Source organism: Streptomyces narbonensis (assembly GCF_014649015.1).
Classification (GTDB): domain Bacteria; phylum Actinomycetota; class Actinomycetes; order Streptomycetales; family Streptomycetaceae; genus Streptomyces; species Streptomyces narbonensis.
Window position 1 is genome coordinate 134222 of sequence record NZ_BMSF01000017.1, and the last position, 23768, is coordinate 157989.

The window sequence follows — 23768 nt, forward strand, 5'->3', positions numbered from 1 at the left end:
GTGGAGCGTCGCGCCGGTCCCCCTCGCTCCCCGACGAGGGCCCCGGTGATGCCCGGAGCGGTCCCGCACGGGTTTCACGGGCGGACGAGCGGTCAGGCGAAAAGGGAAACGAATCCCTACTCATGTGCCAGGAGACTCACATGGACGGCTGGCGTGCGGCTGCGGCCTGCCAGGAGGTCGACCCCGATCTGTTCTTCCCCGTGGGGGCCGGCGCCCCCGCCCTCGCTCAGGCGGAGGAGGCCAAGAGAGTCTGCCGGCGCTGCCCGGTACGCGAGCTGTGCCTGCGCTCGGCCCTGGCGCAGCCGCACCCGCCGTCGGGCGTGTGGGGCGGCCTGACCGAGGCCGAGCGGCATGCATCGCGACGCCGGGCCCGCCGCCGGGCGGACGACCGTCGGTGACCGGTCGTCGGATCATGGCCGCCGGCGTCCACAGGGGGCGGTGATCCGGCGGCCTCCGGCGTTCCGGGGGCGGCCTTGTGCCCGGGAGGCCGGTCAGGTGCCGGTGCGTGGGGCGTGGCGTCAGCGCGGTCGCCTGTCCCGTGGGCGCGCCGTGGCGGCGTACTCCGGCAGGAGGGAGAGGCGGGCGCGGACCCGCTTCCCGTCCGGGGCCGGCTCCACGGTCAGGCTCTCGCAGACGGCGATGACGATCTCGACACCGTGCTGACCGATGCGGCGGGGGTCGTGTCCGCGGGGCACGGGGGCGGTGGACTCCTGGTCGAAGACCGAGATCTCCAGGACGTCGCGGCCCAGTTCGAGGAGGAGCCGGCAGGGGCCGGCCGTGTGCCGGATCGCGTTGGTGACGAGTTCGCTGACCACCAGCTGCGCGAGCTCGACGCGCTCCTCACCGACCGGTCCGGGCAGCACGGTCGGGGCGGCCGCGAGGAACTCGGCCGTGAAGGCGCGGGCGGCGGCGATCGCCCCGCCGCGGGAGGCGTCGCCGTACACGGCACCTGCGGAGAGCAGGGGCTCAGGGACCGCGCGCTCCGCGGTGATCGCGTCCGTCATGGCGCTGGCACTCCCCTCGTTCTGGGTCGGCGGCTGGGCTCCTCGTACCCGCCTTTCCCCTCTTCATGGTTCCCACACCGCTCGCAACGCGGATCACACCCCCGCCGACAGCCCGTCAAGGGGATTCCGGCGCGGTCGGCGTGGCCCCCCGCGCCGTCCCTCACCCGGGCTCCCGGCCTCGTGGCCGCGCCAGTCGAGACAGAGTACGAGGACGGCGTCCGGCGCGCCACGGGGCGTCCCGCGCAGCGCCCGTACGACGGCCCTGGGGACGTCCGCGCCCTTCCGGCGGCGGGCGTCGGTGAGGGCGCGGGCGACGGGACCGTCCGGCGCCTCGTGCCCGTCGCCGGCCGCCGGCTCTCCGGTTCCGTGGGCGACGAAGACCAGCCGGTCGCCGCGCAGGAGGCGCAGGCGCTGGGGGGCGTAGACGGTGTCCTCGAACATGCCCAGGGGCAGTTGGCGGTCCAGTTCGATGCGCTCGGCCCCGGTGGGGCGGACGCGCCAGAGCGTCGGCGACCCGGCGTCCACCACCTCGGCCTCGCCGGTGGTCAGGTCGAGCCGCAGCAGCAGGGCGGAGAGCGGGTGCTCGCCGCGGTACTGCCCGTAGAGCGCCTGGTCGGTGAGGCTGGCCTGGGTCACCAGGTCGAGCCCGGCCCGCCGGGCGTTGCGGGTGGCCGTCAGGGCGAGGGTGCTCGCCAGGGCGGCCGGGGTGCCGGGGCCGGCGCCGTCGGCGACGACGATCGCCAGGTCCCGCTCGGTGGCGCTCCAGTCCAGGAGGTGTCCGCCGGAGGTGTAGGCGGGCTCCCAGTGGGCGTGGAGGTCGAAGGCCGGTCCGGCGCAGGCCCGGCCCGGCAGTGTGTCCCACTGCATCTCCCCCGCGACGCTGAGGGCGCGCTTCCTGCGGGTGCGGCGGTACAGATCGGTGTGGCGGTCGGCGACGCGCAGGGCGTGTCCGAGGGTCTCGGCGACCCGGGCGAGGCTCGCGGTGGTCTCCGGGGTGGACCGGTCCGCGGGCAGGGCGACGACCAGGACGCCGAACCGGTCGCCGCGGACCGTGACGGGCAGGTAAACGGTCGCCGTGGGCCCGACATCACGGAAAAGATATGGTTGCTGGGTGCGGAAGACGCGGCCGGCGGGGCCCGCGTGCACGGGCGCGTGCGGCATCCCGGCAGGTGCCTGGACGGGCTCCACGGGGCACAGGGTCGTGAATCCGTAGTCGACGAGCAGCAGGTCGGCGGAGGTCGCGGCGTACAGGTGCGCGAGACTGGTACGGAGGGAGTCCAGGAGGAGGTGTGGTGCCGCCCCGCGCAGTGCGCCTTCCACTGTCACGTGTCGATCCACCGGATCCGTACCGCCTTCTGGAGAGATGTGGAGATGACCGGTCCGTCGCAAGGCCGCTGTCCCCGGCCAGGGACGTCCGAGGAGGGTCGGCAGGCATGAACGGCAACCCCGCTCCGCCGCCGCGGGAACCGCAGCGGACGGCCGAGTCCGCCCGGGAGCTCATCGAGCTGCTGGAAGTGCTGTGGGAGCGCGGCCGGGACATGGTGTCGTCGACACCCGTCTCGGCGAGTCAGCTGCGCGTGCTGTACAGCCTGGACCGCGCGGAGGGCATCAGCCTGCGCACCCTGGGCGAGCTGCTCGGCTCCGCACCGCCCTCGGTGAGCCGCATGTGCGACCGGCTGGAGGCGCTGGGCTTCGTGCAGCGGCTGCCCAGCCCCGTGAGCCGTCGGCAGCTGGAGCTGCACCTGACCGTGCACGGCAAGGCGTACCTGCGGGACCTCCGGGCCCAGCGCGAGGAGGCCCTGCTCGCGGTCATCGCGGACATGTCGCCGACGAGCCGCAAGGCGCTGCTGCGGGGGCTCACCGGGTTCCACGAGGCCGTGGAAGGGGGCGGAGCGGCCGCCTCGTCACCGGCCCGCACGCCGCTGAAGGACGTCAGTTCGGCCTGATCCCCGCGCGACGCCGGCTCCGGCCGGGCGCGCACCCCATGTCCTCATGGCCACCTCTGGTCGTCCTTGACGGCGTTCTTCCGGGCACTTGCCGAGTGTTGCCCCAAGGATACAGTTGTCATACGGCAACTGTCGCCACGGTGCCGTGCCAGTCGAGGCAGACGACCAGGGCGTCGTCCTCCAGCGGGCTGCCGCCGTGGTGGACGGCGAGCTCCCGCAGCACCGCCTGCGGCACGTGCGTGGGCGGCAGCAGCCGCGTCCCCCGCAGCGCGCGGGCCAGCGCCCGGTCCCCGTAGCTCTCCCCCGCGGGCGAGACGGCCGCGTACACGCCGTCGCTGCCGAACAGCAGCCGGTCGCCCGGCCGCACCGCGAACCGCTCGGGCACGTACACGGTGTCCTCGAACATGCCGAGGGGCAGCTGCGCCTCGAAGCCGAGGGGCTCCACCGCCTGCCCCCTCTGTCGCCACAGACGGGGCGATCCGGCGTCCACGGCCTCCACCTCGCCCGTGGCCAGGTCGAAGCAGAGCAGCAGCACCGACACGAAGGCCTCGCCGCGGTACTGGGCGTACACGGCCTGGTCCGCCAGCGCGGCCTGGTCCGCCAGCGGGAGACCGGCCCGGCGGGCGTTGCGGAGCGCGTTGATCGCGAGGTTCGTCAGCAGCGCGGCCTCGATGCCCTCCCCCATGCCGTTGGTGACCGTCAGGGTCAGCCGACCGTCCGAGACCGACCAGTCGTAGTTGTCGCCGAAGATGGCGTAGGCGGGCTCCAGATGGGCGGCGAGGGCGAACTCGGGACGAGCACAGGAACGGCCGGGGAGCAGCTGCCACTGCATCTCCGCCGCGAGCGTGAGCCGCGTCGCGCGCCGCGCCAGGACGTACAGGTCCGTGTCGCGCTCCGCCACCAGGATCTCGTGGCCGAGCGCCTCGCAGACCTGGGCGAGCCCCGGCAGCAGCGGCCTGAGGTCGGCCTCCAGGGGCAGCTCGACCGTCAGCACCCCCAGCCGGTCCCCGCGGACGGTGACGGGCAGGTGGAGCCGGAGCGCCCCCGCCTCCCGGACCACGTGCGGCTCCTGGGCACCGAAGGCGCGTCCCTGGGGACTGTCGTGGATCGGCACCGACAGATCGGCACCGGGGACGTGCCCGACGAGCTGGAGCGTCCGCAAACCGTAGTCGGCCAGGCGCAGTTCCACCCGCAGCACCCCGCCGTGCTCCCTCAGGGCATCCTCGACGACCCCCACGAGCCGGTGCGGAGCCGCCCGGCGGAGCGCCTGCTCGATCTCGGCGATCTCGTGCACGGTCCTCCTCTTCCTCCTCTTCCCTGAGCCCGGTCCCCGTGCACGGGGACCGGGCCATCCGTCGCTATCTCGCGGCCCCGGCAGCGGCCAGCGCGTCCGTCACGCCGGCGTGCGGCGGGGTCATCGTCGTCACCCCGGTGATCTCCAGGATGCGGCGCACGGCCGGGGTCGGCGCGGCGAGATACAGGTCGCCGCCGGTCTCCCGGGCCCTGTTGACCGCCCTGATCAGGACGTTCAGCCCCGAGGAGTCCATGAAGCCGAGGGCGGACAGGTCGAGCACGAGACGGCGCCGCCCCTGGCCGAACTGTTCCGTCAGGAGGCTCTCCAGCCGGCCGGCCGTCTCCATGTCCAGCTCACCCTCCACGGCCAGCACCGCCGTGAGGTCGTCGCGGATCTCGACGTCGACGTCCAGGTTCGGTTCTCGCTCGGACATGTTCCCTGCTTTCCATGGGGGGTCGGGGCCGGTCTTGGAGCGGACGGACGGGGTCAGGACACCTGGACACCGACGACGCACGTGTCGTCGTCCGTGTCCGACTTGCTGCGCGCCAGCAGCTCGTCCAGCAGACGGGCGAGGCTGTCGGACGGCTGCCGGGCGACGGTGAGCAGCTGGGCGACGGAATCGTGGACGGCGGTGTCCCGTCGCTCGACGAGCCCGTCGGTGTACATCAGCACCGTGTCGCCGGGTTCGAGCCGCAGCTCCGTCTCCTCGTACTCGGCCTCCGCGAGGGCCCCCAGCAACAGCCCGCGCAGGAGCGGCAGGTCGAGCGCCTCGTCCCCCCGGATCAGAACCGGCGGGAGGTGTCCCGCGCGGGCCCAGCGCAAGGTGCGGCTCCCGGGGTCGTAGATGCCGCAGACGGCGGTGGCCGTCACCTGGGCGGTGAGGTGGTAGGCGACGCTGTTGAGCCAGGACAGCAGCTGCCCCGGGCCCGCGCCGGTGACGGCGAGGCCGCGGAGGGCGTTGCGCAGCACCACCATGCCGGTGGCGGCCTCCACGCCGTGGCCGGCGACGTCCCCGACGCACAGGAGCACCTTCTTGGACGGCAGCACGACCGCGTCGTACCAGTCGCCGCCGACCAGGGACTCGGACTCGGCGGGACGGTAGCGCACGGCGACGTCGAGTCCCGGCGCGTCGAGCGGCGGCTTGGCCGGCGGCATGATGGCGTGCTGGAGCTGGAGGGTGAGCCGGTTGCGTTCCTCGGCCGCCTCCTCCGTCGCCACCAGCCGGTCGCGGGTGGCGGTGAGGGCGACCTCGGTCCAGTGCTGCGCCGAGATGTCCTGGTAGGCGCCCCGGACGGCCTGGAGACCGCCGTCGGTGCCCAGGGCGGGCTCGGCGGTCACCCGGATGTGCCGCGTGACGCCGTCGTGGCGGAGCATGCGGAAGGCGGTGGAGCCCACCCGCCGCTGGTACAGAACCTTCTGGAGGAAGCGGCGGATGGTGGCGGCGTCGTCGGGGTGGGCGTGGGCGGCGAGGTCGCGCAGGGCGACCGGCGGCTCCGTCGGCCTGCGGCCGAAGAGCTCGTACAGCTGGCCGTGCCAGGTGATGTCCCCGGCGACCAGATCCTCCTCGAAGGCGCCGACCCGGCCGAGGCGCTGGGCGTGCTGGAGGAGGCTGGCGAGGCGTGCCGACTCGTCCTCGACACGCCAGATGAGCAGGACGCTCGCGCCGTACCGGCTGATGCTGATGTCGGCGAGCGACGCGAGCGGCACCTGGTCCACCAGGGCCGTGAGCCGGGCCCGGCGGGCGCGGAACGGCTCCCCCGTGGCGTAGACCCGCTCGATCCGTTCGAAGAGTTCGCTGCCGCCCGCCGTCGCCGGGTACGCCTCCAGGAGCATGGCCCCGTCGACGGATCCGCGGGGCCGTCCGGCCGGATCCCGGAAGTGGGCGTTGGCGTGCCGGATGCGGAAGTCGACGACCTTCCCCGCCTCGTCCAGGTGGGGGGTGAGGACGAGTGCGGGGTCGTACAGCCCGTCCGAGAGTTCGGCCAGCGCGGGCGTCCCGTCCCCGCCGGGGACCGGGAAGCCTCCGGGGACCGGGAACCCCCCGGGGGACGCCTCGGGCAGCGCCTCCAGGGTGTGGGCACAGAGCTCGGCGAGGGCCTCGACCTGGCGCTCCACGGCCTGCGGCAGGGGGGCCAGAGGCCGGGCCCAGCAGATCTCCAGGACGCCGTGGATGCGGCCGCCGGTGCCGGCGGGGACGACGACCCGGCCGCCGTCGGGATGACGCGCGCGGCCGATCGAGGGGATGCCCGCGGCCGCCAGGGAGGCGTACCGGACGGTGCGGCGTCCTATGAGCGCCTGGCGGGCCGCGGTGGTCACCCCCGGCGGCACGTAGTGCCAGCGGGCCGCCTCGTCGGGGCCGAAGCCGGCGTGGCCGCGCAGGCTCAGCGAGGTGTCCGGGCCGGTGGTCCAGATCGCCACGGCGACGGCGCCCAGGGGTTCGAGGGCGTGCCGGAGCAGCGACTCGGCGACGGCCTGGGTGTCGCCGGCGCTGAGCGCCGCGCTCTCCGCCGTGCGCAGCCGTACGGCGACCGAGGCGGCGGGGGCGGTGTCGGCGGGCTCGCCGACGGCCGTCCTCACGAACTCGTCCGCCGCAGCGGCCATCCGGTCCCTGGCCGCCTGGTTGATGATGTCCGCGGCCAGCTCCAGCCGGGACAGTCCGGCCCGGTCGGCGAGCTCCGCGAGCTGGCGGGCCGCCTGGGCGGGGCCGCAGCCCAGGCGCTCGACGATGACCCCCTTGGCGAGTTCGATCAGGGCGCGGCCCTCGGCTGCCGCGTGCGCGGCGCGCACCTCGCCGCGCAGCCGTTCCACCGTGGCGGCCAGCCGGCCGTCGGCGGGCGCGGCGGCCGGCTCGCCGTCGGCGGGGTACGGGACGGCGGTGCCAGGGGCCGGGGGCGCGGCGGTGTCGGGGGCCTGGGGCGCGGCGGTGCCTGCCTCGGGGAGGCCGGCGGACGGGTCTCCGCCCGGGTAGCGGGGGCCACTCACGTCGGCGACTCCTCGGTCGGGGCGGCCCCGGGGCCGCCGTGCGGACGGGGCCGGGGTGTGCCGGTCCGGTGCTCCGGGGCCGGGCGGGAAGCGCGGGTCGGTCCCGCGGGGACGGTCACGAGGCCGCCCCGCCGTCGAGCCAACGGCTGACGCAGGCGATGAGTTCGTCTGCGTCCACGGGCTTGGTGACGTAGTCGCTGGCCCCGGACGCGAGGCTCTTCTCCCGGTCGCCGGGCATGGCCTTCGCGGTGACGGCGATCACGGGCAGGTCCGCGTACTGCGGCAGCTCCCTGATCCGCGCGGTCGCCGTGTAACCGTCCATCTCCGGCATCATCACGTCCATCAGGACGAGGGTGACGGCCGGGTTCGCCAGAAGCGTCTCGATGCCCTTCAGCCCGTTCTCGGCGTGCAGCACGGTGATGCCGTGCAGCTCCAGGATGCCGCTGAGGGCGTACAGGTTGCGGGCGTCGTCGTCGACGGCGAGGACGGTCCGGCCGCGCAGGGTGGTGTCGATGGCCTGGGGGGCCGGCGCCCAGTGGTCGCCGCGCACCAGGGGCACGACGTCGCCGGGCTGCTCCGCGGACAGGTGGAGGGCGATCCGCTCGCGCAGCTCGTCGAGGCTGGAGAGGAGTTCCAGCGGGCGGCGGCGGGCGAGGTCCTGGAGGGCGCCCTCCTCGTCGGCGGGGAGCCGGCGGTTGTTGTGAGCGAGGACGGGCACGGTGCGCAGCGCCTCGTCGCCGTCCATGGCGCTCAGGAAGCGCAGGGCGTCGCCGTCCGCCATGTCGACGTCGAGCACGACGCAGTGGAACGGCTGGGTGGCGAGCGCGGAGGCGGCCTCCTGGGGGCCGACGACCGCGATCAGCTCGATGTCCGCCCGGCCCGTGTGCCCGCCGTCGGCGGCGAGTTGGGTGACCGCGTTCTCTGCGACGACGGCGAGGAGCCCGCGCGGACGCTCCTCGATCACGAGGAGGCGCCGGGGCGCCCGGGCGGCCGGGGCGCCGGGCAGCGCGAGCGCGCCGCCCCGGGCCGGGACGGCGAGTACCGCCGAGGCGTCCGCCGGCGGGACGGCGGGGTCGGGCTGCTCGGTGAAGTCGGTGCGGGTGACGGGGAGGTAGAGGGTGAAGGTGCTGCCCTCGCCGGCCACGCTCGTGACGGTGAGGGCGCCGCCGAGGAGATGCGCGATCTCGCGGCTGATGGAGAGGCCGAGGCCGGTGCCGCCGTACTTGCGGTTGGTCGTCCCGTCGGCCTGCTGGAAGGCGCCGAAGATGGCCTCCAGGTTCTCGGGGGCGATGCCGATGCCGGTGTCGGCGACACGGAAGGCGACGACGGGGCCGCCGCGGTGCACGGACACGGGCAGCTCGCCGTCCGAGGCCGGTTCGATGCGCAGCTCGACGCTGCCGTGCTCGGTGAACTTGACGGCGTTCGACAGCAGGTTGCGCAGCACCTGCCGGAGCCGCGTGTCGTCGGTGACGAGGTCGACGGGGACGCCGGCGGCCGTGGCGACCGCGAAGGCGAGGCTCTTCTGCGAGGTGAGGGGGCGGAAGGTGGCCTCGACGTAGTCGAGGAGCCTGCGCAGGGGCACGCGCTCCGGGTTGAGGTCCATCTTCCCGGCCTCCACCTTGGAGAGGTCGAGGATGTCGTTGATCAGCTGGAGCAGGTCGGATCCGGCCGAGTGGATGATGCCGGCGTACTCGACCTGCTTGGCCGTGAGGTTGCGGGTGGGGTTCTGGGCCAGCAGTTGGGCCAGGATCAGCAGGCTGTTGAGCGGGGTGCGCAGTTCGTGGCTCATGTTGGCCAGGAACTCCGACTTGTACGTGGAGGCCAGGGCGAGCTGCTGGGCGCGGTCCTCCAGCTCCTGCCGGGCCTGCTCGATCTGGAGGTTCTTGGCCTCGATGTCGCGGTTCTGCGTGGCGAGCAGGGCCGCCTTCTCCTCCAGCTCGGCGTTGGAGCGCTGGAGTTCCTCCTGCCGCACCTGGAGTTCCTCGGTGCGCGAGCGGAGTTCGCCGGCCAGGCGCTGGGACTCGTCCAGGAGTTCGTCGGTGCGGGCGTTGGCGACGATGGTGCTCAGGTTGACGCCGACGGTCTCCAGGAGCTGTTCCAGGAAGTCCCGGTGCACGGAGGTGAAGGGGCTGAAGGACATCAGCTCGATGACGCCGAGCACCTGCTCCTCCATGACGACCGGCAGCACCACGAGGCTGCCCCGGGACGTGCTGCCGAGACCCGAGGAGATCGTGACGTAGTCCGCGGGGACGTTCTCGGCGGCGATGGTGCGGCGGCTGCGGGCGGCCTGGCCGACGAGCGACTCGCCCAGCCGGAAGCGGACCCGGTCCCGGTCGCCGGCGGGGCGTCCGTAGGAGCCGACGAGGCCCAGCTCGACGCCGTCGGAGCCTTCCTCGGCGAGGTAGAACGCGCCGTACTGGGCGGCCACGAGCGGGGTCAGCTCGTCCATGACGAGTTCGGCGACTACGGCCAGGTCGCGGTGGCCCTGCATCAGCGCGGACATCCGGGCGAGACTGGACTTGAGCCAGTCCTGCTCCTGGTTGGCCCGCGTCGTCTCGCGCAGCGAGCCGACCATGGCGTTGATGTTGTCCTTGAGCTCGGCGACCTCGCCCGACGCCTCGACGGTGATCGAGCGGGTGAGGTCGCCCTCGGCGACGGCGCTCGCGACCTCGGCGATGGCGCGAACCTGGCGGGTGAGGTTGCCCGCCAGCTCGTTGACGTTCTCGGTCAGCCGCTTCCAGGTACCGGAAACCCCCTCGACCTCGGCCTGGCCGCCGAGCCGGCCCTCGCTGCCGACCTCGCGGGCCACGCGGGTCACCTCGGCCGCGAACGAGGACAGCTGGTCGACCATCGTGTTGATGGTCGTCTTCAGCTCCAGGATCTCGCCCCGGGCATCCACGTCGATCTTCTTCGACAGGTCGCCGTTGGCGACGGCTGTCGTGACCTGGGCGATGTTCCGGACCTGTCCGGTCAGGTTGTTCGCCATGGAGTTGACGTTGTCGGTGAGGTCCTTCCAGGTGCCGGCCACGTTCGGCACCCTGGCCTGGCCGCCGAGCCGGCCCTCGGTACCGACCTCGCGGGCCACGCGGGTCACCTCGTCGGCGAAGGCGGACAGGGTGTCCACCATGGTGTTGATGGTGTCGGCGAGGGCGGCGACCTCGCCCTTGGCCTCCACGGTGATCCGGCGGGAGAGGTCACCGCGGGCCACGGCGGTGGCGACCTGGGCGATCGAGCGCACCTGCCCGGTGAGGTTGGAGGCCATCACGTTGACGTTGTCGGTCAGGTCCTTCCAGGTGCCCGAGGCGCCCCGGACGGTGGCCTGGCCGCCGAGGTTGCCCTCGGTACCGACCTCGCGGGCCACGCGGGTCACCTCGTCGGCGAAGGCCGAGAGCTGGTCGACCATCGTGTTGATGGTCGTCTTCAGCTCCAGGATCTCGCCCCGGGCGTCCACGTCGACCTTCTTCGACAGGTCGCCGCCCGCGACGGCGGTGGCGACGTGGGCGATAGCCCGCACCTGCGCGGTGAGGTTCCCCGCCATCGAGTTGACGGAGTCGGTCAGGTCACGCCAGGTGCCGGAGACGCCCTTCACGTCGGCCTGTCCCCCGAGGATTCCCTCGGTGCCCACGTCACGGGCCATGCGCGTGACCTCGTCGGCGAAGGCCGAGAGCTGGTCGACCATCGTGTTGATGGTGTTCTTCAGCTCCAGGATCTCGCCGCGCGCGTCCACGTCGATCTTCTGGGAGAGGTCGCCCTTGGCGACGGCCGTCGCCACATGGGCGATGTCACGGACCTGGGTGGTGAGGTTGCCGGCCATCGCGTTCACCGAGTCGGTCAGGTCGGCCCAGGTGCCGGAGACACCGGGCACGGCGGCCTGCCCGCCGAGCGTCCCTTCCGTGCCGACCTCGCGCGCCACCCGCGTCACCTCGGAGGTGAACAGGGACAGCTGGTCGACCATCCCGTTGAACACCCGGGAGATCTCGCCCATCAGCCCGTCCGCCTCGTCCGGCAGACGGGTGCCGAAGTCGCCGTCCCGCACGGCCGTGAGCCCGGCCAGCAGCTGACGGAGTTCAGGCTCGTCCACGGCCGGTCCGTGGTGCTCCCGGCCGGAGGAGCCCCTGGTCGTCGTCTCAGACATGCCGCCCCATCCTCGTTCCCCACCAAGCTTGCGCACACGGACCGTCCGGCCCACGCCGCGCGCCGGACGTCCGCTCCCCCGGGACGGATCCGGCTGCCGCGATCGTTGCCGTACGGCAATCATGACGACACTACCCCTCCGTGATCGACAAGAGGAGGGCGGTGCCGGGTCATCCGGCCGGAACCCGCCCTCTCCAGCCTCCGGCGGGGCGCATACGACGCCACGACCGGGGTACACGCGGGTCGATCCGGGCGGTCCCCCCGTCCCGACGAAGAGGGGAGCAGTACGTGCTGATGGCCCACCCCGCGGTCCTGCGCGATCTCATCGAGCAGTACGAGACGCTCAAGGTGCTCCAGGCCGAGAACGGCGGCGCAGAAGTACGGCGGCGCATGGACGACGTCGCGTACACGCTGTGTGTCTCCACCGGTACGCGTGACGTGGACGCGGCGCTGATCGCGGCCCGCCATCGCCTGCCGGGCGCGCGCCCCGAGGACGACTCGGTGCTGAGCGCCTGAGCACACGACCGAGCCCGGCACACTCCGACGGAGGTGCCGGGCTCGGTCACACCACGGGCGTGTGCCGCGGGGTCGCCTACCAGCGGTACCAGCGGCCCGTGCCGCCCTTCGGCCGGGCCACGAAGCCCAGCAGCCACAGGACGAGCACGATGACGGCTATCCACCAGAGCGCCTTGACGGCGAAGCCGGCACCGAAGAGGAGCAGGACGAGCAGCAGTACGAGAAGCAGGGGGACCATGAGGATCGACCTCCGTGAGGACGGGGACGGAAGGGGAAGGGGAAGGGGAAGGGGGCGGCCGGGCGGCGTACACACGCGCACCGGCCTCCTCCAGGGGCGGGAAGCGCCGCCCGCTCAGCCGCGGCGTTCGAGGAACAGCGCCACCGGGCCGAGCTCGCGCCGCGCGGCCCTGCGCCCGGCCCTGCGCCCCCACCCGTACGCGAGGGCGAGCGCGGCCGCCGTGCCGGCGGCGGCACCGGCCGCCACGGTCGGGTGCGCACGCGCGGCGGACCACAGACCGCTCCCGGCGCCGCGGACCACGTGCGCGGCCGCGCGGGCCTTCTCGGCGAACGGCGCGGGCAGAACGTGCAGCTCTCCGAGAGCGTCCGGCTCCAGCCCCTCGTCCACGTCGGGGTCGTCCACCAGCGTCAGCTCGGGGTAGTCGGGGACGGCGTAGGGGCCGGTCCAGGGGATCTCGTTCCGTTCGCTGTTCTCCGAAGCACTCATGGGCATCGTCTCGCCGGAGTCCCGCACGCTAAACCTGGTGGACCCGGGCCCGTGGGCCACGCCCCCGTCGCCCTCGCGCGCGCCTGCCCGCGCCGGTCGCACCCCGCGCGTTCCCCTCGCGCGCGCTTGACCGCGCGTGTCCGGGACAGACGACCGTCCATGGTGACGTCACTGCTCGTGGTCTGCCCCGTCCTCACCGCGCTCGCCACCGGCCTCGCGGCCGTCCTGGTGTCCCCGTGGTGGTGGTGCGCGGCCGGACCCGCCCTGCTGCTCGCCGCGGTCGCGTCGTACGACGTCGTCCAGCGGCGCCACTCGATCCTGCGCAACTACCCGCTCCTCGGGCACCTGCGGTTCGCGATGGAGGCGATCCGGCCCGAGGTGCAGCAGTACTTCGTCGAGGGGAACGTCGACGGCGTGCCCTTCGACCGGGACACCCGGTCCATCGTGTACGAGCGGGCGAAGGGGACGGACGCCGAGGACCCCTTCGGCACCGAGCTGGAGCTGGACCGGACCGGCACCGAGTACCTGGTCCCCTCCATGGCGCCGCGCCCGGTGCCGGACGAGCCGCCCCGGGTCCGGATCGGCGGCCCCGACTGCGCCCGGCCCTACGAGATGGCCCTGCTCAACGTGTCGGCGATGAGCTTCGGCTCCCTGTCGGACCGGGCGATCCGCGCCCTGAACGAGGGCGCGCGGCGCGGTGGCTTCGCCCACGACACCGGTGAGGGCGGGATATCGGAGCACCACCTCGCCCCCGGCGGTGACCTCGTCTGGGAGATCGGGACCGGCTACTTCGGCTGCCGTGCCGAGGACGGCGGCTTCGACCCGCGGCGGTTCGCCGAGAAGGCCGCGCTCGACCAGGTCGCCTGCGTCCTGCTGAAGGTCAGCCAGGGCGCGAAGCCCGGCATCGGGGGCGTACTGCCCGGCTCGAAGGTCGGCCGGGAGATCGCCGCCGTCCGCGGCGTCCCCGAGGGCCGCACGGTGATCTCCCCGCCGTACCACCGTGCCTACCGGACCCCCCGGGAGCTGGTGCGCTTCCTCGGCCGGATGCGGGAGCTCTCCGGCGGCAAGCCGGTCGGCTTCAAACTGTGCGTGGGCGCGCGCCGCGACTTCCTCGCCGTCTGCAAGGCGATGCTGGAGGAGGACCTCACACCCGACTTCATCGTCGTCGACGGAGCGGAGGGCGGCACGGGCGCCGCCCCGCTGGAATTCGCCGACACCGTCGGGCTACCCCTCACCGAGGGCCTGACCACCGTGCACCGGGCCCTCGTCGGCACGGGTCTGCGCGACCGCATCCGGATCGGCGCCTCCGGCAAGATCGCCACCGGGAGCGACATCGTCAAACGGCTGGTCCAGGGCGCCGACTACACCAACTCCGCCCGGGCCATGATGTTCGCCCTCGGGTGCGTCCAGGCCCAGCGCTGCCACACCAACACCTGTCCCGTCGGGGTCGCCACCCAGGACCGCCGGCGCGCTCGCGCCCTCGACGTCCAGGACAAGGCGGAGCGGGTCCGGCGCTTCCAGGAGGCGACCGTCCGGAGCGCCCTCGCCCTCATGGCCGCCATGGGCTCCGACGGCCCCCGGGACCTGTGGCCCGGCATGCTGCTGCGCCGGGTCGGGCCGGACGCCGTGCGGTCCCACGCCGAGCTGTACGAACCGCTCGAAGCCGGTGCGCTCCTGTCGCCCGCATCGGTTCCGCACACGTGGGCAGGCGACTGGAAGGCAGCTCATCCGGACCGGTTCACCCTCCGGTGAACCGGTCGACGTCCACAGTGAAGGGAGACCCCATGACCCGTACTGTCGCGCAGGTGATCGTCGACGGGCTCGCGGACCTCGGTGTCGGCCGTGTCTTCGGCGTGGTCGGCGACGCGCTCAACCCGCTCACCGACGCCATCAGGACCACCGAGGGCATCGACTGGACCGGCTTCCGCCACGAGGAGGCGGCGGCCTTCGCCGCCGGAGCGCGCGCCCAGCTCTCCGGAGAACTGGCCGTCTGCATGGGCACGGTGGGACCGGGTTCGGTGCACCTGCTGAACGGACTGTACGACGCGGCCAAGAGCGGGGCGCCGGTCCTGGCGATCTGCGGCCAGGTGCCGCTGTCGGAGGTGGGCGGGGACTACTTCCAGGAGGTCGACAACGACCTCCTCTTCCGCGACGTGGCCGTCTACCGGGCCACCGTGACCTCTCCCTCCCAGATGCCGCGGCTGCTGGAGTCCGCGGTGCGGGCGGCCGTGACCGGGCGGGGCGTGGCGGTGCTGACCGTCCCCGGCGACCTCGGCGACCGGGAGGTCGAGGAGGACCGGCCGACGCGGTTCGCGCTGCCGCGCCCGGCCGTCACGCGTCCCGACGACCCGGCGCTCGCCGAGGCGGCCGAGGCGATCGCCCGGGGCTCGCGGGTCACCCTTCTGGTCGGGCGCGGCGCCCGGGAGGCGCGCGAGGAGGTGCTGCGCGCCGCCGAGCTGCTCGCGGCGCCGATGGTGCTGACCCTGAAGGGCAAGGAGGGCTTCGAGGACGGCAACCCGTACGAGGTCGGCCAGACCGGCCTCATCGGCAATCCGGCCGCGGCGCACGCCATGGACTCCTGCGACACGCTGATCATGCTCGGGACGGACTTCCCCTACCGGGACTGGTATCCCGAGGACTGCCGGGTCGTGCAGATCGACACCCGTGAGGAGCACCTCGGGCGCCGCGTTCCGGTCGACGTCGGGCTCGCCGGGGACGTGGGCGCGACGCTGCGGGCCCTGCTGCCGCTGCTGACGCCCGTCCCGTCGCGCTCCCACCTCGACAAGGCCCGCGAGCGGTACGCGGACTGGCAGAAGGGCCAGGCCGACCTCGCCGACCCCGCCCACGACAGGCGTCTCCTTGGCCGGGTGCGGGCCATGTTCGACAACCGTGATTCGGACGTCCGTCCCGAGGCCCTCGCGGCGGCCGTCGACCGCCACGCCGCCGACGACGCGATCTTCACCTCGGACACCGGCATGGCCACCGTGTGGCTCTCGCGGCTCGTGCGGATGCGCGGCACCCGCCGGCTGATCGGCTCCTACAACCTCGGCTCCATGGCCAACGCCATGCCCCAGGCCATCGGGGCGCAGTTGTGGGCACCGGGCCGGCAGGTCGTGGCCTTCTGCGGCGACGGCGGCCTCGGCATGCTGCTCGGCGACCTGATGACCATCCGCTCCGAACGGCTGCCGGTGAAGCTCGTCGTCTTCGACAACCGCCGCCTCGGCATGGTCAAGCTGGAGCAGGAGCAGGCGGGACTTCCCGAGTTCGGGACGGTACTGGACAACCCCGACTTCGCCGCGGTGGCCGAGGCGCTCGGGCTGACCGGCATCCGCGTCACCGCGCCGGGCGAGCTGGACGAGGCCGTGCGCAAGGCGCTCGCCGTCCCCGGCCCGGTCCTCCTCGACGTGCTGACCAACCCGGACGAGGTGGCCGTGCCGGGGAAACCGACGGTGTCGCAGGGGTGGGGCTTCGCCATCGCCAAGATCAAGGAGAACCTCCCCTCCGGTGCGCGCTGAGCGGTGACGCCCCCGGCCACGACGGAGAGGGGCGGCCCGCTCGACGGCGGGCCGCCCCTTCCGTCGTGGCCGGGGGCGTTCCGGGTCGTGCTCCGGTCAGCTTCTGTCGGCGTAGTGGGTGCGGACCCACAGGGGCAGGGCGAACCAGCAGATCAGGTACCAGGCGAGGACGCCGGAGACCAGCCAGGGCACGTACGGGTCGTGCGTCGCCACTCGCAGGATGAGGAACAGGGCGGACGTCAGCGTCGCGAGCAGCAGCAGGATGCCGGTGAAGGTGAGCCGGGAGGCCCAGACGACGGCATGGGGCTTGACCCGCCGCCCCGACACTATCCGGTGGAAGGAGACGGGGCCGATCAGCGCGCCCGTCGCCAGCGACCCGAGGACGACCGTGACCAGGTAGATCGTCTTGTCGGTCTGCTCCAGGTCGTGGAAGAGCGGAGTGAACACCACGGTCAGGAGGAAGCCGAGGAGGATCTGGACGCCGGTCTGGGCGACCCGGATCTCCTGGAGGAGCTCCTGCCAGCGCCGGTCCGCGCGCTCCTCCTCCGTCTCGCCGCGCCCGTCCTCCCTGCCGGTGCCGGTGCCGGTGCCGGTGCCGGTGTCCGGCTCTTGCGTCCTCCCACCGTGCCGCGCCTTCCTCGGCTCGTCCTCCGGCATCCCGCCGTTTCGTTCGTTCATGAAGATCCTCCTCGGAAGCGCGCGCCGGGTCTCGGGGGCACGGCGCGGACGTGCGGCGCACTGGAGCGGGGACGGCACGGCGGAAGCCCCCGTCGAGCGTGGGGGCTTCCGTCCGGCGCGGCACGGTGCGGAGTCAGGCCCGCGGTGTGCCGGCCGTTCGCGGGGGCGCGTGGTGCCGCCACGGTCCGCGACGGGCGTTCCCGCCGTCGCCGGGCGGCCGTCCACGGTCACCGGCGGCGGGACCGTCGGCCCGCCCGTTCAGCCCCTCCTGCCCATCCCGTCCGCACGGTGCGTCGGGGGTCACGGCGGGAGCGAACGTACAGTTCTCCCCACTCCGGCCCGAGGCACTGGGGTCCTCGGACGGGACTGCGGCGTCCGGCGGCCGCGACGGCGGCGTCACCGGAGGGCGGGGCGAGCAACGGGGCGGGCGGACCGGCGCAGCGCACGGCGCCACGCGGACGAGGGCTCGGGTCGTGTTCGACATGAGCACCTCCTGGGCGGGCTCCGTGGGCCGACTGTCCGTCACCTTGATTCCGCTGCCTACCAGTTCGCCTTGCCGTTCTTCCCGGGGCCAAACCCCGAGGATGCGGCGAGACCGCTCGGCGGTCCGGCCCGCTGGGGTACGTCGTCCCGGGGCGCGGGCCCGGGGTCGGGTTCGAGGCGGCCGGGCTCGGGCGTGGGCTCGGGGTCGGGTTCGAGGCGGCCGGGCTCGGGCGTGGGCTCGGGCGTGGGCGTGGGCTCGGGCGTGGGCTCGGGCTCGGGCTCGGGCTCGGGGTGGCATGCGAGCGGCCCGCACACCTCCACGGGGTGCGGGCCGCTCGCGGGTGCCGCCGACCCACGGCAAGGGGGGGGAACCGTGGATCGTCCGGCGTGAGCGTGTCCCATCGCTCGACACCCGCATGCCCCGCCGACCGGGATCCATGCCACCCGTTTCGGTTTCGACGGTCGTCGAGTCGAACCGGCCCGCCGAAGGACGGCCCCGGACATGCGACCGCCCCGCATCGGGAGGGGGCCCGAGCGGGGCGGTCGCGAGACCGTCGGCGCGTGACGCGGGGCGGGGGGGTGGGCGGGTCAGCCCGGCAGGTACCTGCCGGGTCAGCCCGCAGGTACCTGGCATGCGGTGTCGTCCGTTCCCCGCCGCGATATTCGTTGGCGCCGCCTCCGGACGGCGTGGCACGCTTCTCGCACACCGAAGGGGTGTAGCTCAGATGGCCAGAGCGCCGGTCTCCAAAACCGGATGTCGCAGGTTCGACTCCTGTCACCCCTGCCAAGGGCGCACCGGTGCCCGACCCTCAGTTCCTGGGGGCGTGCACCGGAGCTCGGCCTCGGCCGGCTCCTCCACCTCGGAGCGGGGCGGACCGGCGGGCCGTCAGAGGCCGCCCATGCTTCCCGGGAAGGGCCAGGACGTGCTGTAGTACTGGCCGATCTCCTCGCGGTACTGGCGGTCCGCGAGGTGCTTGTCGGAGACGAACTCGGGCGAGTCCTTCACCTGTTCCTTCGACAGGGCGAGGTGGACGGTCTGCTCCTCCAGGTCGACGCGGGTCACCGCCCGCGCCGGGACGAGCACCTCCTTGCCGAAGATCCAGACGCCCGTGTCGACGACCAGGTAGGAGTCGTGCACCTCGTCGGAGTGCTTGTCCACCTTGCCGATGTGCCCGTCGGAGGCCTCGACGCGCCACCCGGTGAGGTCGGTACCCGCCAGGTGGCCGGACTCGGTGCTGAAGGACCACAGATGGTCGGTCATCGCTGTCACTCCTCTGTCGCTGTGTTCGTGCAGGGCGCGGCACCGGACGTGCGGGGCCGCCTCGGAGCAGGTCACGAGGGTCGTCGTCGGCGACCGTGGGCGCCACCGGCCGCGGCCGGCTGCTCCTCCCCTGCGGGTCGGACAGCGTCCGCGTACCCGGGTCTCCGGAGATCATTCCGCCGTCCTTCGGGTGATGTTCGAGCGGGCCGCATAAGCGCCGGAACCGTCGATCCGCCGATTTCCAGGGGATGTTCATGGACGGACGGGGCACGCGTTCAGCCGCGGGCCCGCGCACGCACCGGTGGGCGACGCACCCGAGTCCCGGCCCGCGCGCAGAGGGCCGGCCACACCCCAGGGAGCCCCCGATGCAGGTCCGAGCGAGGCCCGTACATCCGGACGCCACATGGACGGCCCGCACCGTCGCCGGGCGCTACCGGCTCGACCGTCTCCTGGGCCGGGGCGGCGCGGCGGACGTGTACGAGGCACTGGACCTGCGGCTGCGGCGCCCCGTGGCGGTGAAGGTGTTCCGGCCCGCCGGCGCCCGCCGGACCGACGCCCAGTGCGGCGAGGAGGCCCGGTTGCTTGCCCGGATGCACCATCCCGGCCTGGTGACCCTCTACGACACGGGCCGCGACGAGAGCCGGCCGTTCCTGGTGATACAGCTCGTCCGGGGGACGACCCTGCGACGGCGGATCGCCCGCGGGGTCCTCACGCCCGCCGAGACCTGCCGGACGGGGGCCGCCCTGGCCTCGGCCCTCGCCCATGTGCACGCCCACGGCATCGTCCACCGCGATGTCAAGCCGTCGAACATCCTGCTGGACCGGTCGGGCGCACCGCACCTCACGGACTTCGGCATCTCCCGCCGCGTCGAGGCCGCGGACGACGCCCCCGAGGGCGCGGGGACCCTCGTCGGCACCGCCTCCTACATGGCGCCCGAGCAGGCCCTGGGCCGGAGAACGGGGCCCGCGGCCGACGTGTACAGCCTCGGCCTGGTGCTGCTCGAAACCCTCAAGGGCGAGGCGGAGTACGGCGGAGCACCGCTGGAGGCGGCGCTGGCGCACCTGCACCGCCCTCCGGTGCTGCCGCCCGGCCTCCCGGCGGAACTCGCCCGCCTGCTCACGGCGATGACCGACCGCTCCCCCGAGGCCCGCCCGGACGCCGCCGCCTGCGCCCGCATCCTCGCCGATCCCCGGACCGCGGGACGCACCCCGACGCCCTCCGCCCCCGCAGGCTCCCGGGGGGCAGGGATACACCGTTCGCCCCGATCACACCGTTCGCCCCGGCCACGCCGGTCCTTTGCCGCCCGGCAGGGGCGGCCCGCCGCCGGGCGGGCCATGGCGGCGACCCTCGTCACGCTCGGCCTCACGCTGACCGGCTCACTGGGCAGCGCGCCCGCCGGCGAGGCGGCGCCGCCGCCCCGGGACGGGGCGGCGGACGCGACCCGGACGAGCGCACCGGCGTCGCCAGTCCCCCACCCGAACGACCTCCTGCGACGCCTCACCTGACTGTCCTTCAGGTCTTTTCGGGTGTGAGACGGCCACTTGGGGCAACACGGAACGTCAGGACACGGAAGGAAGGCGGGGGCGTTGTCGGAGGTCGGGACCGGAGGCGGTTCGCCGCCTCCTCCCCGCGACCTTCGGGTAGGCACGCCCTCTCGGAAACCGTCCCGCGCGTTCGACATCGGAGGAGAGTCCCATGACCGCACTGCTGGCCCGCATCAAGCGATTCGCCCGCAGCCCCCAGGGCCGTGGCGCGGCGGCGTCCCTTCGCCGCGCCGCGAACGACCCGCGCAGGCGCGCCCAGGCACGCCGTCTGCTCGGCAGGCTGCGCCACCGCTGACGCCTGCTCGCCCGGCCCTGACGGCCGGACCGCCGACGCCCCGCGCGAGGTACCGCGCGGGGCGTCGGTGTGCGTGCGGCGGGTGCGTTCTGCGTGTGCGCGGCACGTGCACGCAGAACGCGCCCGCGAAGCCGCTGTAAGGCCAGGATCGCCTGATCCCCGCCGTACGACCAGGATCGCTTGATCACCGGATCGCCTGATCGCCGAAGAGGAGGAGCGCCTGCGGGGAAGCCATGCCGGACATGCCGCCGGCCCGGCGGTGCGGGCCGCGAGGCCGATCGCACCGCCGGGCACGGGAACGGGTGGCCCCCCGGGCGTCAGGTGGACAACAGACGCTGGAACAGGGCGCGGTACTGGCAGAGCGCGAGGCGCAGGCTCTCGGTGTCGGCCTCAAGCCCCTGGCTCCACTGGCCCTCCAGGGTGTGCCGGTGCCGGGCGAAGGTGTCCGCCAGGGTCCTCATCACGTCCCCGACCAGGACGTCGGCCGCGTGGACCGCCTGGCGGGGGTCGTCGACGAACCGGCCCTGGACCTCGTGCCAGCGGCGGAGGAACTCCCCTTCCTCGGCCGGGCCGAGGAGATCGGGAATCCCCTCCGCGTCCGCTCCGGCGGCGCCGGGTCGCGCGGCGCGTCCGTCGTCCGGGCCCTGCGACCTCTCCTGCGGGGCAGGGGCGGCGTGCCGGGCGTGACCGCCGTGGGCCTGGGGTGCCGGGCCCGGGAATGCGGAGGGCGGGGGCGGGGTCTGGGGCAGGGCCGGCGGGTACGCGGAGGGCGTCCGCTGAGCCGGTACCTGCGGGGACGCCGCGGGCGGGGACGGCGGGCCGCCGGGCCCGGGCCGATCATGCCCGGGCCGGCCGACCTGCGGCTGATCATGCTGCGGCCCGCCACGCCCGTCCGCCTCCTCCACGCCGGGCTGCCGCGGCTGGGTCAGTGGGACCGTCGGGCTGTGCTCCGGCGGGCGCACCGTGTCGCCTCCGGTCGTCGCGGGCCCGGGACGACCGGGGCCGGACCGCCCCTGTCCCGTCCGCGACTCGGGGCCGTCAGCCGCCTGGGGGCGATCTGCCGACTCGGGGCGATCTGCCGACTCGGGCGGATCCGCCGACTCGGGGCGGCCCTCCGGCCGCCCGGGATACTCGCCCGTCGGGTTCTTGTGGTGTCGTCGACCCGGCGCCCGGGTCGTGCGCTCGGACGTCTCGTGGTGTCGCATCTCTCCTGCCTCCGCGTCAGGACCGGCGGGTGCCGGTCGGCTCGCCGTCGGCGAGCAGGTCGTCGAAGAGGGTGCGGTAGTGCATCATCGCGCCCCTCAGCTGTTCGGTGGTGGCGGCGTTGTGGGTGCTCATCGCGTGGACCTCCAGGGCCTCGCGGTAGTACTCGAGGGCGCGACCGTGCCGCACCGACAGGTCACGCAGCCGCTGCTCGTAGCCCTCGTCGGGGTAACCCCGGTCGCGCATCAGGGCCGCCACCAGTTCGCCGGCTTCCTGGACGGCGGCCTCGGGCCGGTCCACGAACTCCTCCTGGATCCGCATCCACCGCCGCGCGTACTGCTCCCGTGCCTCACCGGGCACCGGCTTGATCTCCAGGTCGGCCAAACGGCGCTCGCGGGCGTCCAGTTCCTGCTCCGCGGCGCGTCTGCTGCCGGTCGCCTCGACGGCCCGTTCGTACTCGGGCCCGAAGCGGTCGCGCAGTCGCGATCGCCGCCGGCGGTCCACCGCCGCACCGGCGGTGAGCCCGACCACGACGACGGCCGCGACGACGACCAGGACGATTCCGATCGACATCGGCTCTCACCCCTTCGCGTTCTCTCTCCGAGTCGTGCTCCTCCGTCCCGGCCCTCGGGGGCCCGGGACTCATGGAGTTCCGCGTGCCCCTCATCCAGTAAGGCAAACCGGGCATCCGGGGCGGTCCGGGACGGCATGCGGAAGCGAGCGGATACGAGAGCGGGGGTGAGGCCGAGGCACGGGGGGCGAGGGCGAAGAGGGGGGCGAGGGCCAAGAGCTCACCACGGACCTCGGCCCGTGGCGGATTCCGGGCCGGGCGGCGGCACGCGCTCGGCCGGGGGCGGTGGCCCGGGCGGGGTGCCGTCGCCGAAGGGCCGGCCGCCGAGTTCCTCCCGGTGGTGCGGCGCGAGCCAGCCGCGGACGTCCGGGCCCCGGGGGACGATCCCGGTCGGATTGATGTCGTGGTGGACGACGTAGTAATGCGCCTTGATCTGCGCGAAGTCGATCGTGTCCCCGAAGCCGGGCGTCTGGAACAGGTCCCGCGCGTAGGCCCAGAGGGCCGGCAGTTCGGTCAGCTTGTGCCGGTTGCACTTGAAGTGGCCGTGGTAGACGGCGTCGAAGCGCACAAGGGTCGGGAACAGGCGGACATCGGCCTCGGTGAGGGTGTCGCCGACCAGATAGCGCCGGTGCCTGAGCCGCTCCTCCAGCCAGTCCAGCCGTTCCCACAGACTTCGGTACGCCCGGTCGTACGCCGCCTGGTCACCGGCGAAGCCGCACTGGTAGACGCCGTTGTTGACGTCCCGGTACACCTTGTCGGCCACGTCGTCGATCTCGTCGCGCCGTCTCTCCGGGTACAGCTCCGGTGCCCCGTCCCGCTGATGGGCCGTCCACTCGCCGCCCAGGTCGAGCGTGATCCGCTCGAAGTCGTTGGTCACCACCCGGCCGGTGGGGACGTCGACGATCGCGGGCACGGTGATGCCCTTCGGGTAGCCGGGTTCACGCGCCTCGTACGCCTCTCTCAGCCACTCGATCCCGAGGACCGGATCCCGGCCTCCGGGGTCGAGGTGGAAGCACCAGCTCCGCTCGTCGTGCAGAGGGCCGGCGATTCCCATCGGGAGCACGTCCTCCAGTCCCATCAGACGCCGGACGATCGCGCTCCGGTTCGCCCAGGGGCAGGCGCGGGCGATGACCAGGCGGTATCGCCCGGGCTCCACCGGGTAACCGTCCCGTCCGTCGGCCGTGATCCGGGTCGTGATGTACGCGCGGTCGCGCTCGAACGAGCCGTCACCGGTCATCGTTCCGCACCCCCCTCGTGAGCGCGGCTCCTGCCCGCCGCGGCACCGCCCGCCCGAGGGACATGGCGCCTCCTTCCGCGCACGTACGCTTCCGCGTCGTTCCGGAGGGCGCCTACCCCGTCTCGGCGGCCGCACGCACCAGCGCGTTCCGGGCCCTGGGGGTGTCTTGTCGATCAGGCCGGATCAGGGAGCGGCGTCCGGTGCGGTGCATCGCAAGGCGCCGGAGCGACTTGATAGCGGAGCTATTCAGGCGTTTCGGCAACGCGGCGAGGTGCCGTGCCGGACACCGCGAGCCCGGCATGATCGACAAGACACCCCCTAGGTGTATTGACTCGCAGGGTTGTTGACTCGGGTGATGGGCGGGTGTCCGTCGAGTGCGGT

21 protein-coding genes and 1 tRNA gene are annotated in these 23768 nt (G+C 73.7%); 8 read left to right on the forward strand and 14 right to left on the reverse strand.

What is annotated here, in order from left to right:
- The first annotated feature begins 140 nt into the window (after positions 1–140).
- On the forward strand, positions 141–398 hold the full coding sequence (locus IE124_RS27915; protein WP_189511647.1) for a WhiB family transcriptional regulator: 258 nt from the start codon (positions 141–143) through the stop codon (positions 396–398).
- A 120-nt stretch (positions 399–518) separates the two neighbouring features.
- Here IE124_RS27915 and IE124_RS27920 read toward each other — a convergent pair whose 3' ends face one another.
- On the reverse strand, positions 519–1004 hold the full coding sequence (locus tag IE124_RS27920; RefSeq protein WP_189511649.1) for an ATP-binding protein: 486 nt from the start codon (positions 1002–1004) through the stop codon (positions 519–521).
- Positions 1005–1097: 93 nt separating this feature from the next.
- Entirely contained in the window at positions 1098–2330 is a 1233-nt protein-coding gene (locus IE124_RS27925; protein ID WP_229832935.1) for a PP2C family protein-serine/threonine phosphatase, read from the reverse strand.
- A gap of 107 nt (positions 2331–2437) precedes the next feature.
- Between IE124_RS27925 and IE124_RS27930 the strand changes: the two genes are divergently transcribed.
- Positions 2438–2950: a MarR family winged helix-turn-helix transcriptional regulator gene (locus IE124_RS27930; RefSeq protein WP_189511651.1), complete on the forward strand. Its 513-nt coding sequence runs from the start codon at positions 2438–2440 to the stop codon at positions 2948–2950.
- 118 nt (positions 2951–3068) lie between these two features.
- Here IE124_RS27930 and IE124_RS27935 read toward each other — a convergent pair whose 3' ends face one another.
- The 4 genes from IE124_RS27935 to IE124_RS27950 form a co-directional block, all read right to left on the reverse strand.
- Complete coding sequence (locus tag IE124_RS27935) at positions 3069–4244, reverse strand: PP2C family protein-serine/threonine phosphatase (protein ID WP_189511652.1); 1176 nt, start codon at positions 4242–4244, stop codon at positions 3069–3071.
- 64 nt (positions 4245–4308) lie between these two features.
- On the reverse strand, positions 4309–4677 hold the full coding sequence (locus IE124_RS27940; RefSeq protein WP_189511653.1) for an STAS domain-containing protein: 369 nt from the start codon (positions 4675–4677) through the stop codon (positions 4309–4311).
- A 53-nt stretch (positions 4678–4730) separates the two neighbouring features.
- Positions 4731–7226, reverse strand: coding sequence for a SpoIIE family protein phosphatase (locus IE124_RS27945; protein WP_189511655.1), 2496 nt, complete (start codon positions 7224–7226; stop codon positions 4731–4733).
- 115 nt (positions 7227–7341) lie between these two features.
- Entirely contained in the window at positions 7342–11361 is a 4020-nt protein-coding gene (locus tag IE124_RS27950; RefSeq protein WP_189511657.1) for a HAMP domain-containing hybrid sensor histidine kinase/response regulator, read from the reverse strand.
- Positions 11362–11648: 287 nt separating this feature from the next.
- Between IE124_RS27950 and IE124_RS27955 the strand changes: the two genes are divergently transcribed.
- Positions 11649–11876 (forward strand): DUF5133 domain-containing protein, encoded by a 228-nt coding sequence (locus tag IE124_RS27955; RefSeq protein WP_189511659.1) that lies wholly within the window; start codon positions 11649–11651, stop codon positions 11874–11876.
- A 76-nt stretch (positions 11877–11952) separates the two neighbouring features.
- Here IE124_RS27955 and IE124_RS27960 read toward each other — a convergent pair whose 3' ends face one another.
- Both IE124_RS27960 and IE124_RS27965 read right to left on the reverse strand, forming a co-directional pair.
- A complete protein-coding gene (locus tag IE124_RS27960; RefSeq protein WP_033211473.1) occupies positions 11953–12114 on the reverse strand; it encodes a DUF5670 family protein in 162 nt (53 codons plus the stop codon).
- Between the two features lie 114 nt (positions 12115–12228).
- Positions 12229–12600, reverse strand: coding sequence for a hypothetical protein (locus tag IE124_RS27965; RefSeq protein WP_189511661.1), 372 nt, complete (start codon positions 12598–12600; stop codon positions 12229–12231).
- A 159-nt stretch (positions 12601–12759) separates the two neighbouring features.
- Between IE124_RS27965 and IE124_RS27970 the strand changes: the two genes are divergently transcribed.
- Positions 12760–14352 carry an FMN-binding glutamate synthase family protein gene (locus IE124_RS27970; RefSeq protein ID WP_189511663.1) on the forward strand — a complete coding sequence of 531 codons (1593 nt, stop codon included), beginning with the start codon at positions 12760–12762 and terminating at the stop codon, positions 14350–14352.
- A 32-nt stretch (positions 14353–14384) separates the two neighbouring features.
- On the forward strand, positions 14385–16115 hold the full coding sequence (locus IE124_RS27975) for a thiamine pyrophosphate-dependent enzyme (protein ID WP_189511665.1): 1731 nt from the start codon (positions 14385–14387) through the stop codon (positions 16113–16115).
- 96 nt (positions 16116–16211) lie between these two features.
- On the opposite strand, the gene IE124_RS27980 is transcribed toward IE124_RS27975, so the two are convergent.
- Together IE124_RS27980 and IE124_RS27985 are read right to left on the reverse strand one after the other, a co-directional pair.
- Entirely contained in the window at positions 16212–16793 is a 582-nt protein-coding gene (locus tag IE124_RS27980) for a DUF6328 family protein (RefSeq protein WP_229832937.1), read from the reverse strand.
- A 540-nt stretch (positions 16794–17333) separates the two neighbouring features.
- Positions 17334–17591 carry a hypothetical protein gene (locus IE124_RS27985; protein ID WP_189511667.1) on the reverse strand — a complete coding sequence of 86 codons (258 nt, stop codon included), beginning with the start codon at positions 17589–17591 and terminating at the stop codon, positions 17334–17336.
- Between the two features lie 395 nt (positions 17592–17986).
- Between IE124_RS27985 and IE124_RS27990 the strand changes: the two genes are divergently transcribed.
- Positions 17987–18063: transfer RNA gene (locus tag IE124_RS27990), tRNA-Trp, on the forward strand.
- Positions 18064–18162: 99 nt separating this feature from the next.
- Here the strand turns inward: IE124_RS27990 and IE124_RS27995 are convergent.
- Positions 18163–18537, reverse strand: coding sequence for a ribosome maturation factor RimM (locus IE124_RS27995; protein ID WP_189511669.1), 375 nt, complete (start codon positions 18535–18537; stop codon positions 18163–18165).
- Between the two features lie 365 nt (positions 18538–18902).
- On the opposite strand from IE124_RS27995, the gene IE124_RS28000 reads away from it, so the two are divergent.
- Both IE124_RS28000 and IE124_RS28005 read left to right on the forward strand, forming a co-directional pair.
- Positions 18903–20042: a serine/threonine-protein kinase gene (locus IE124_RS28000; protein WP_189511671.1), complete on the forward strand. Its 1140-nt coding sequence runs from the start codon at positions 18903–18905 to the stop codon at positions 20040–20042.
- Between the two features lie 190 nt (positions 20043–20232).
- Positions 20233–20376 carry a hypothetical protein gene (locus IE124_RS28005; protein ID WP_189511673.1) on the forward strand — a complete coding sequence of 48 codons (144 nt, stop codon included), beginning with the start codon at positions 20233–20235 and terminating at the stop codon, positions 20374–20376.
- Between the two features lie 317 nt (positions 20377–20693).
- Here the strand turns inward: IE124_RS28005 and IE124_RS28010 are convergent, their stop codons facing one another.
- From IE124_RS28010 to IE124_RS28020, 3 genes are all read right to left on the reverse strand, one after another.
- Positions 20694–21338 carry a hypothetical protein gene (locus IE124_RS28010; RefSeq protein WP_189511676.1) on the reverse strand — a complete coding sequence of 215 codons (645 nt, stop codon included), beginning with the start codon at positions 21336–21338 and terminating at the stop codon, positions 20694–20696.
- A gap of 259 nt (positions 21339–21597) precedes the next feature.
- Positions 21598–22152, reverse strand: coding sequence for a hypothetical protein (locus IE124_RS28015; RefSeq protein WP_189511678.1), 555 nt, complete (start codon positions 22150–22152; stop codon positions 21598–21600).
- A gap of 218 nt (positions 22153–22370) precedes the next feature.
- Positions 22371–23387 carry a glutathione S-transferase family protein gene (locus tag IE124_RS28020; protein ID WP_189511680.1) on the reverse strand — a complete coding sequence of 339 codons (1017 nt, stop codon included), beginning with the start codon at positions 23385–23387 and terminating at the stop codon, positions 22371–22373.
- Positions 23388–23768: the final 381 nt, after the last annotated feature.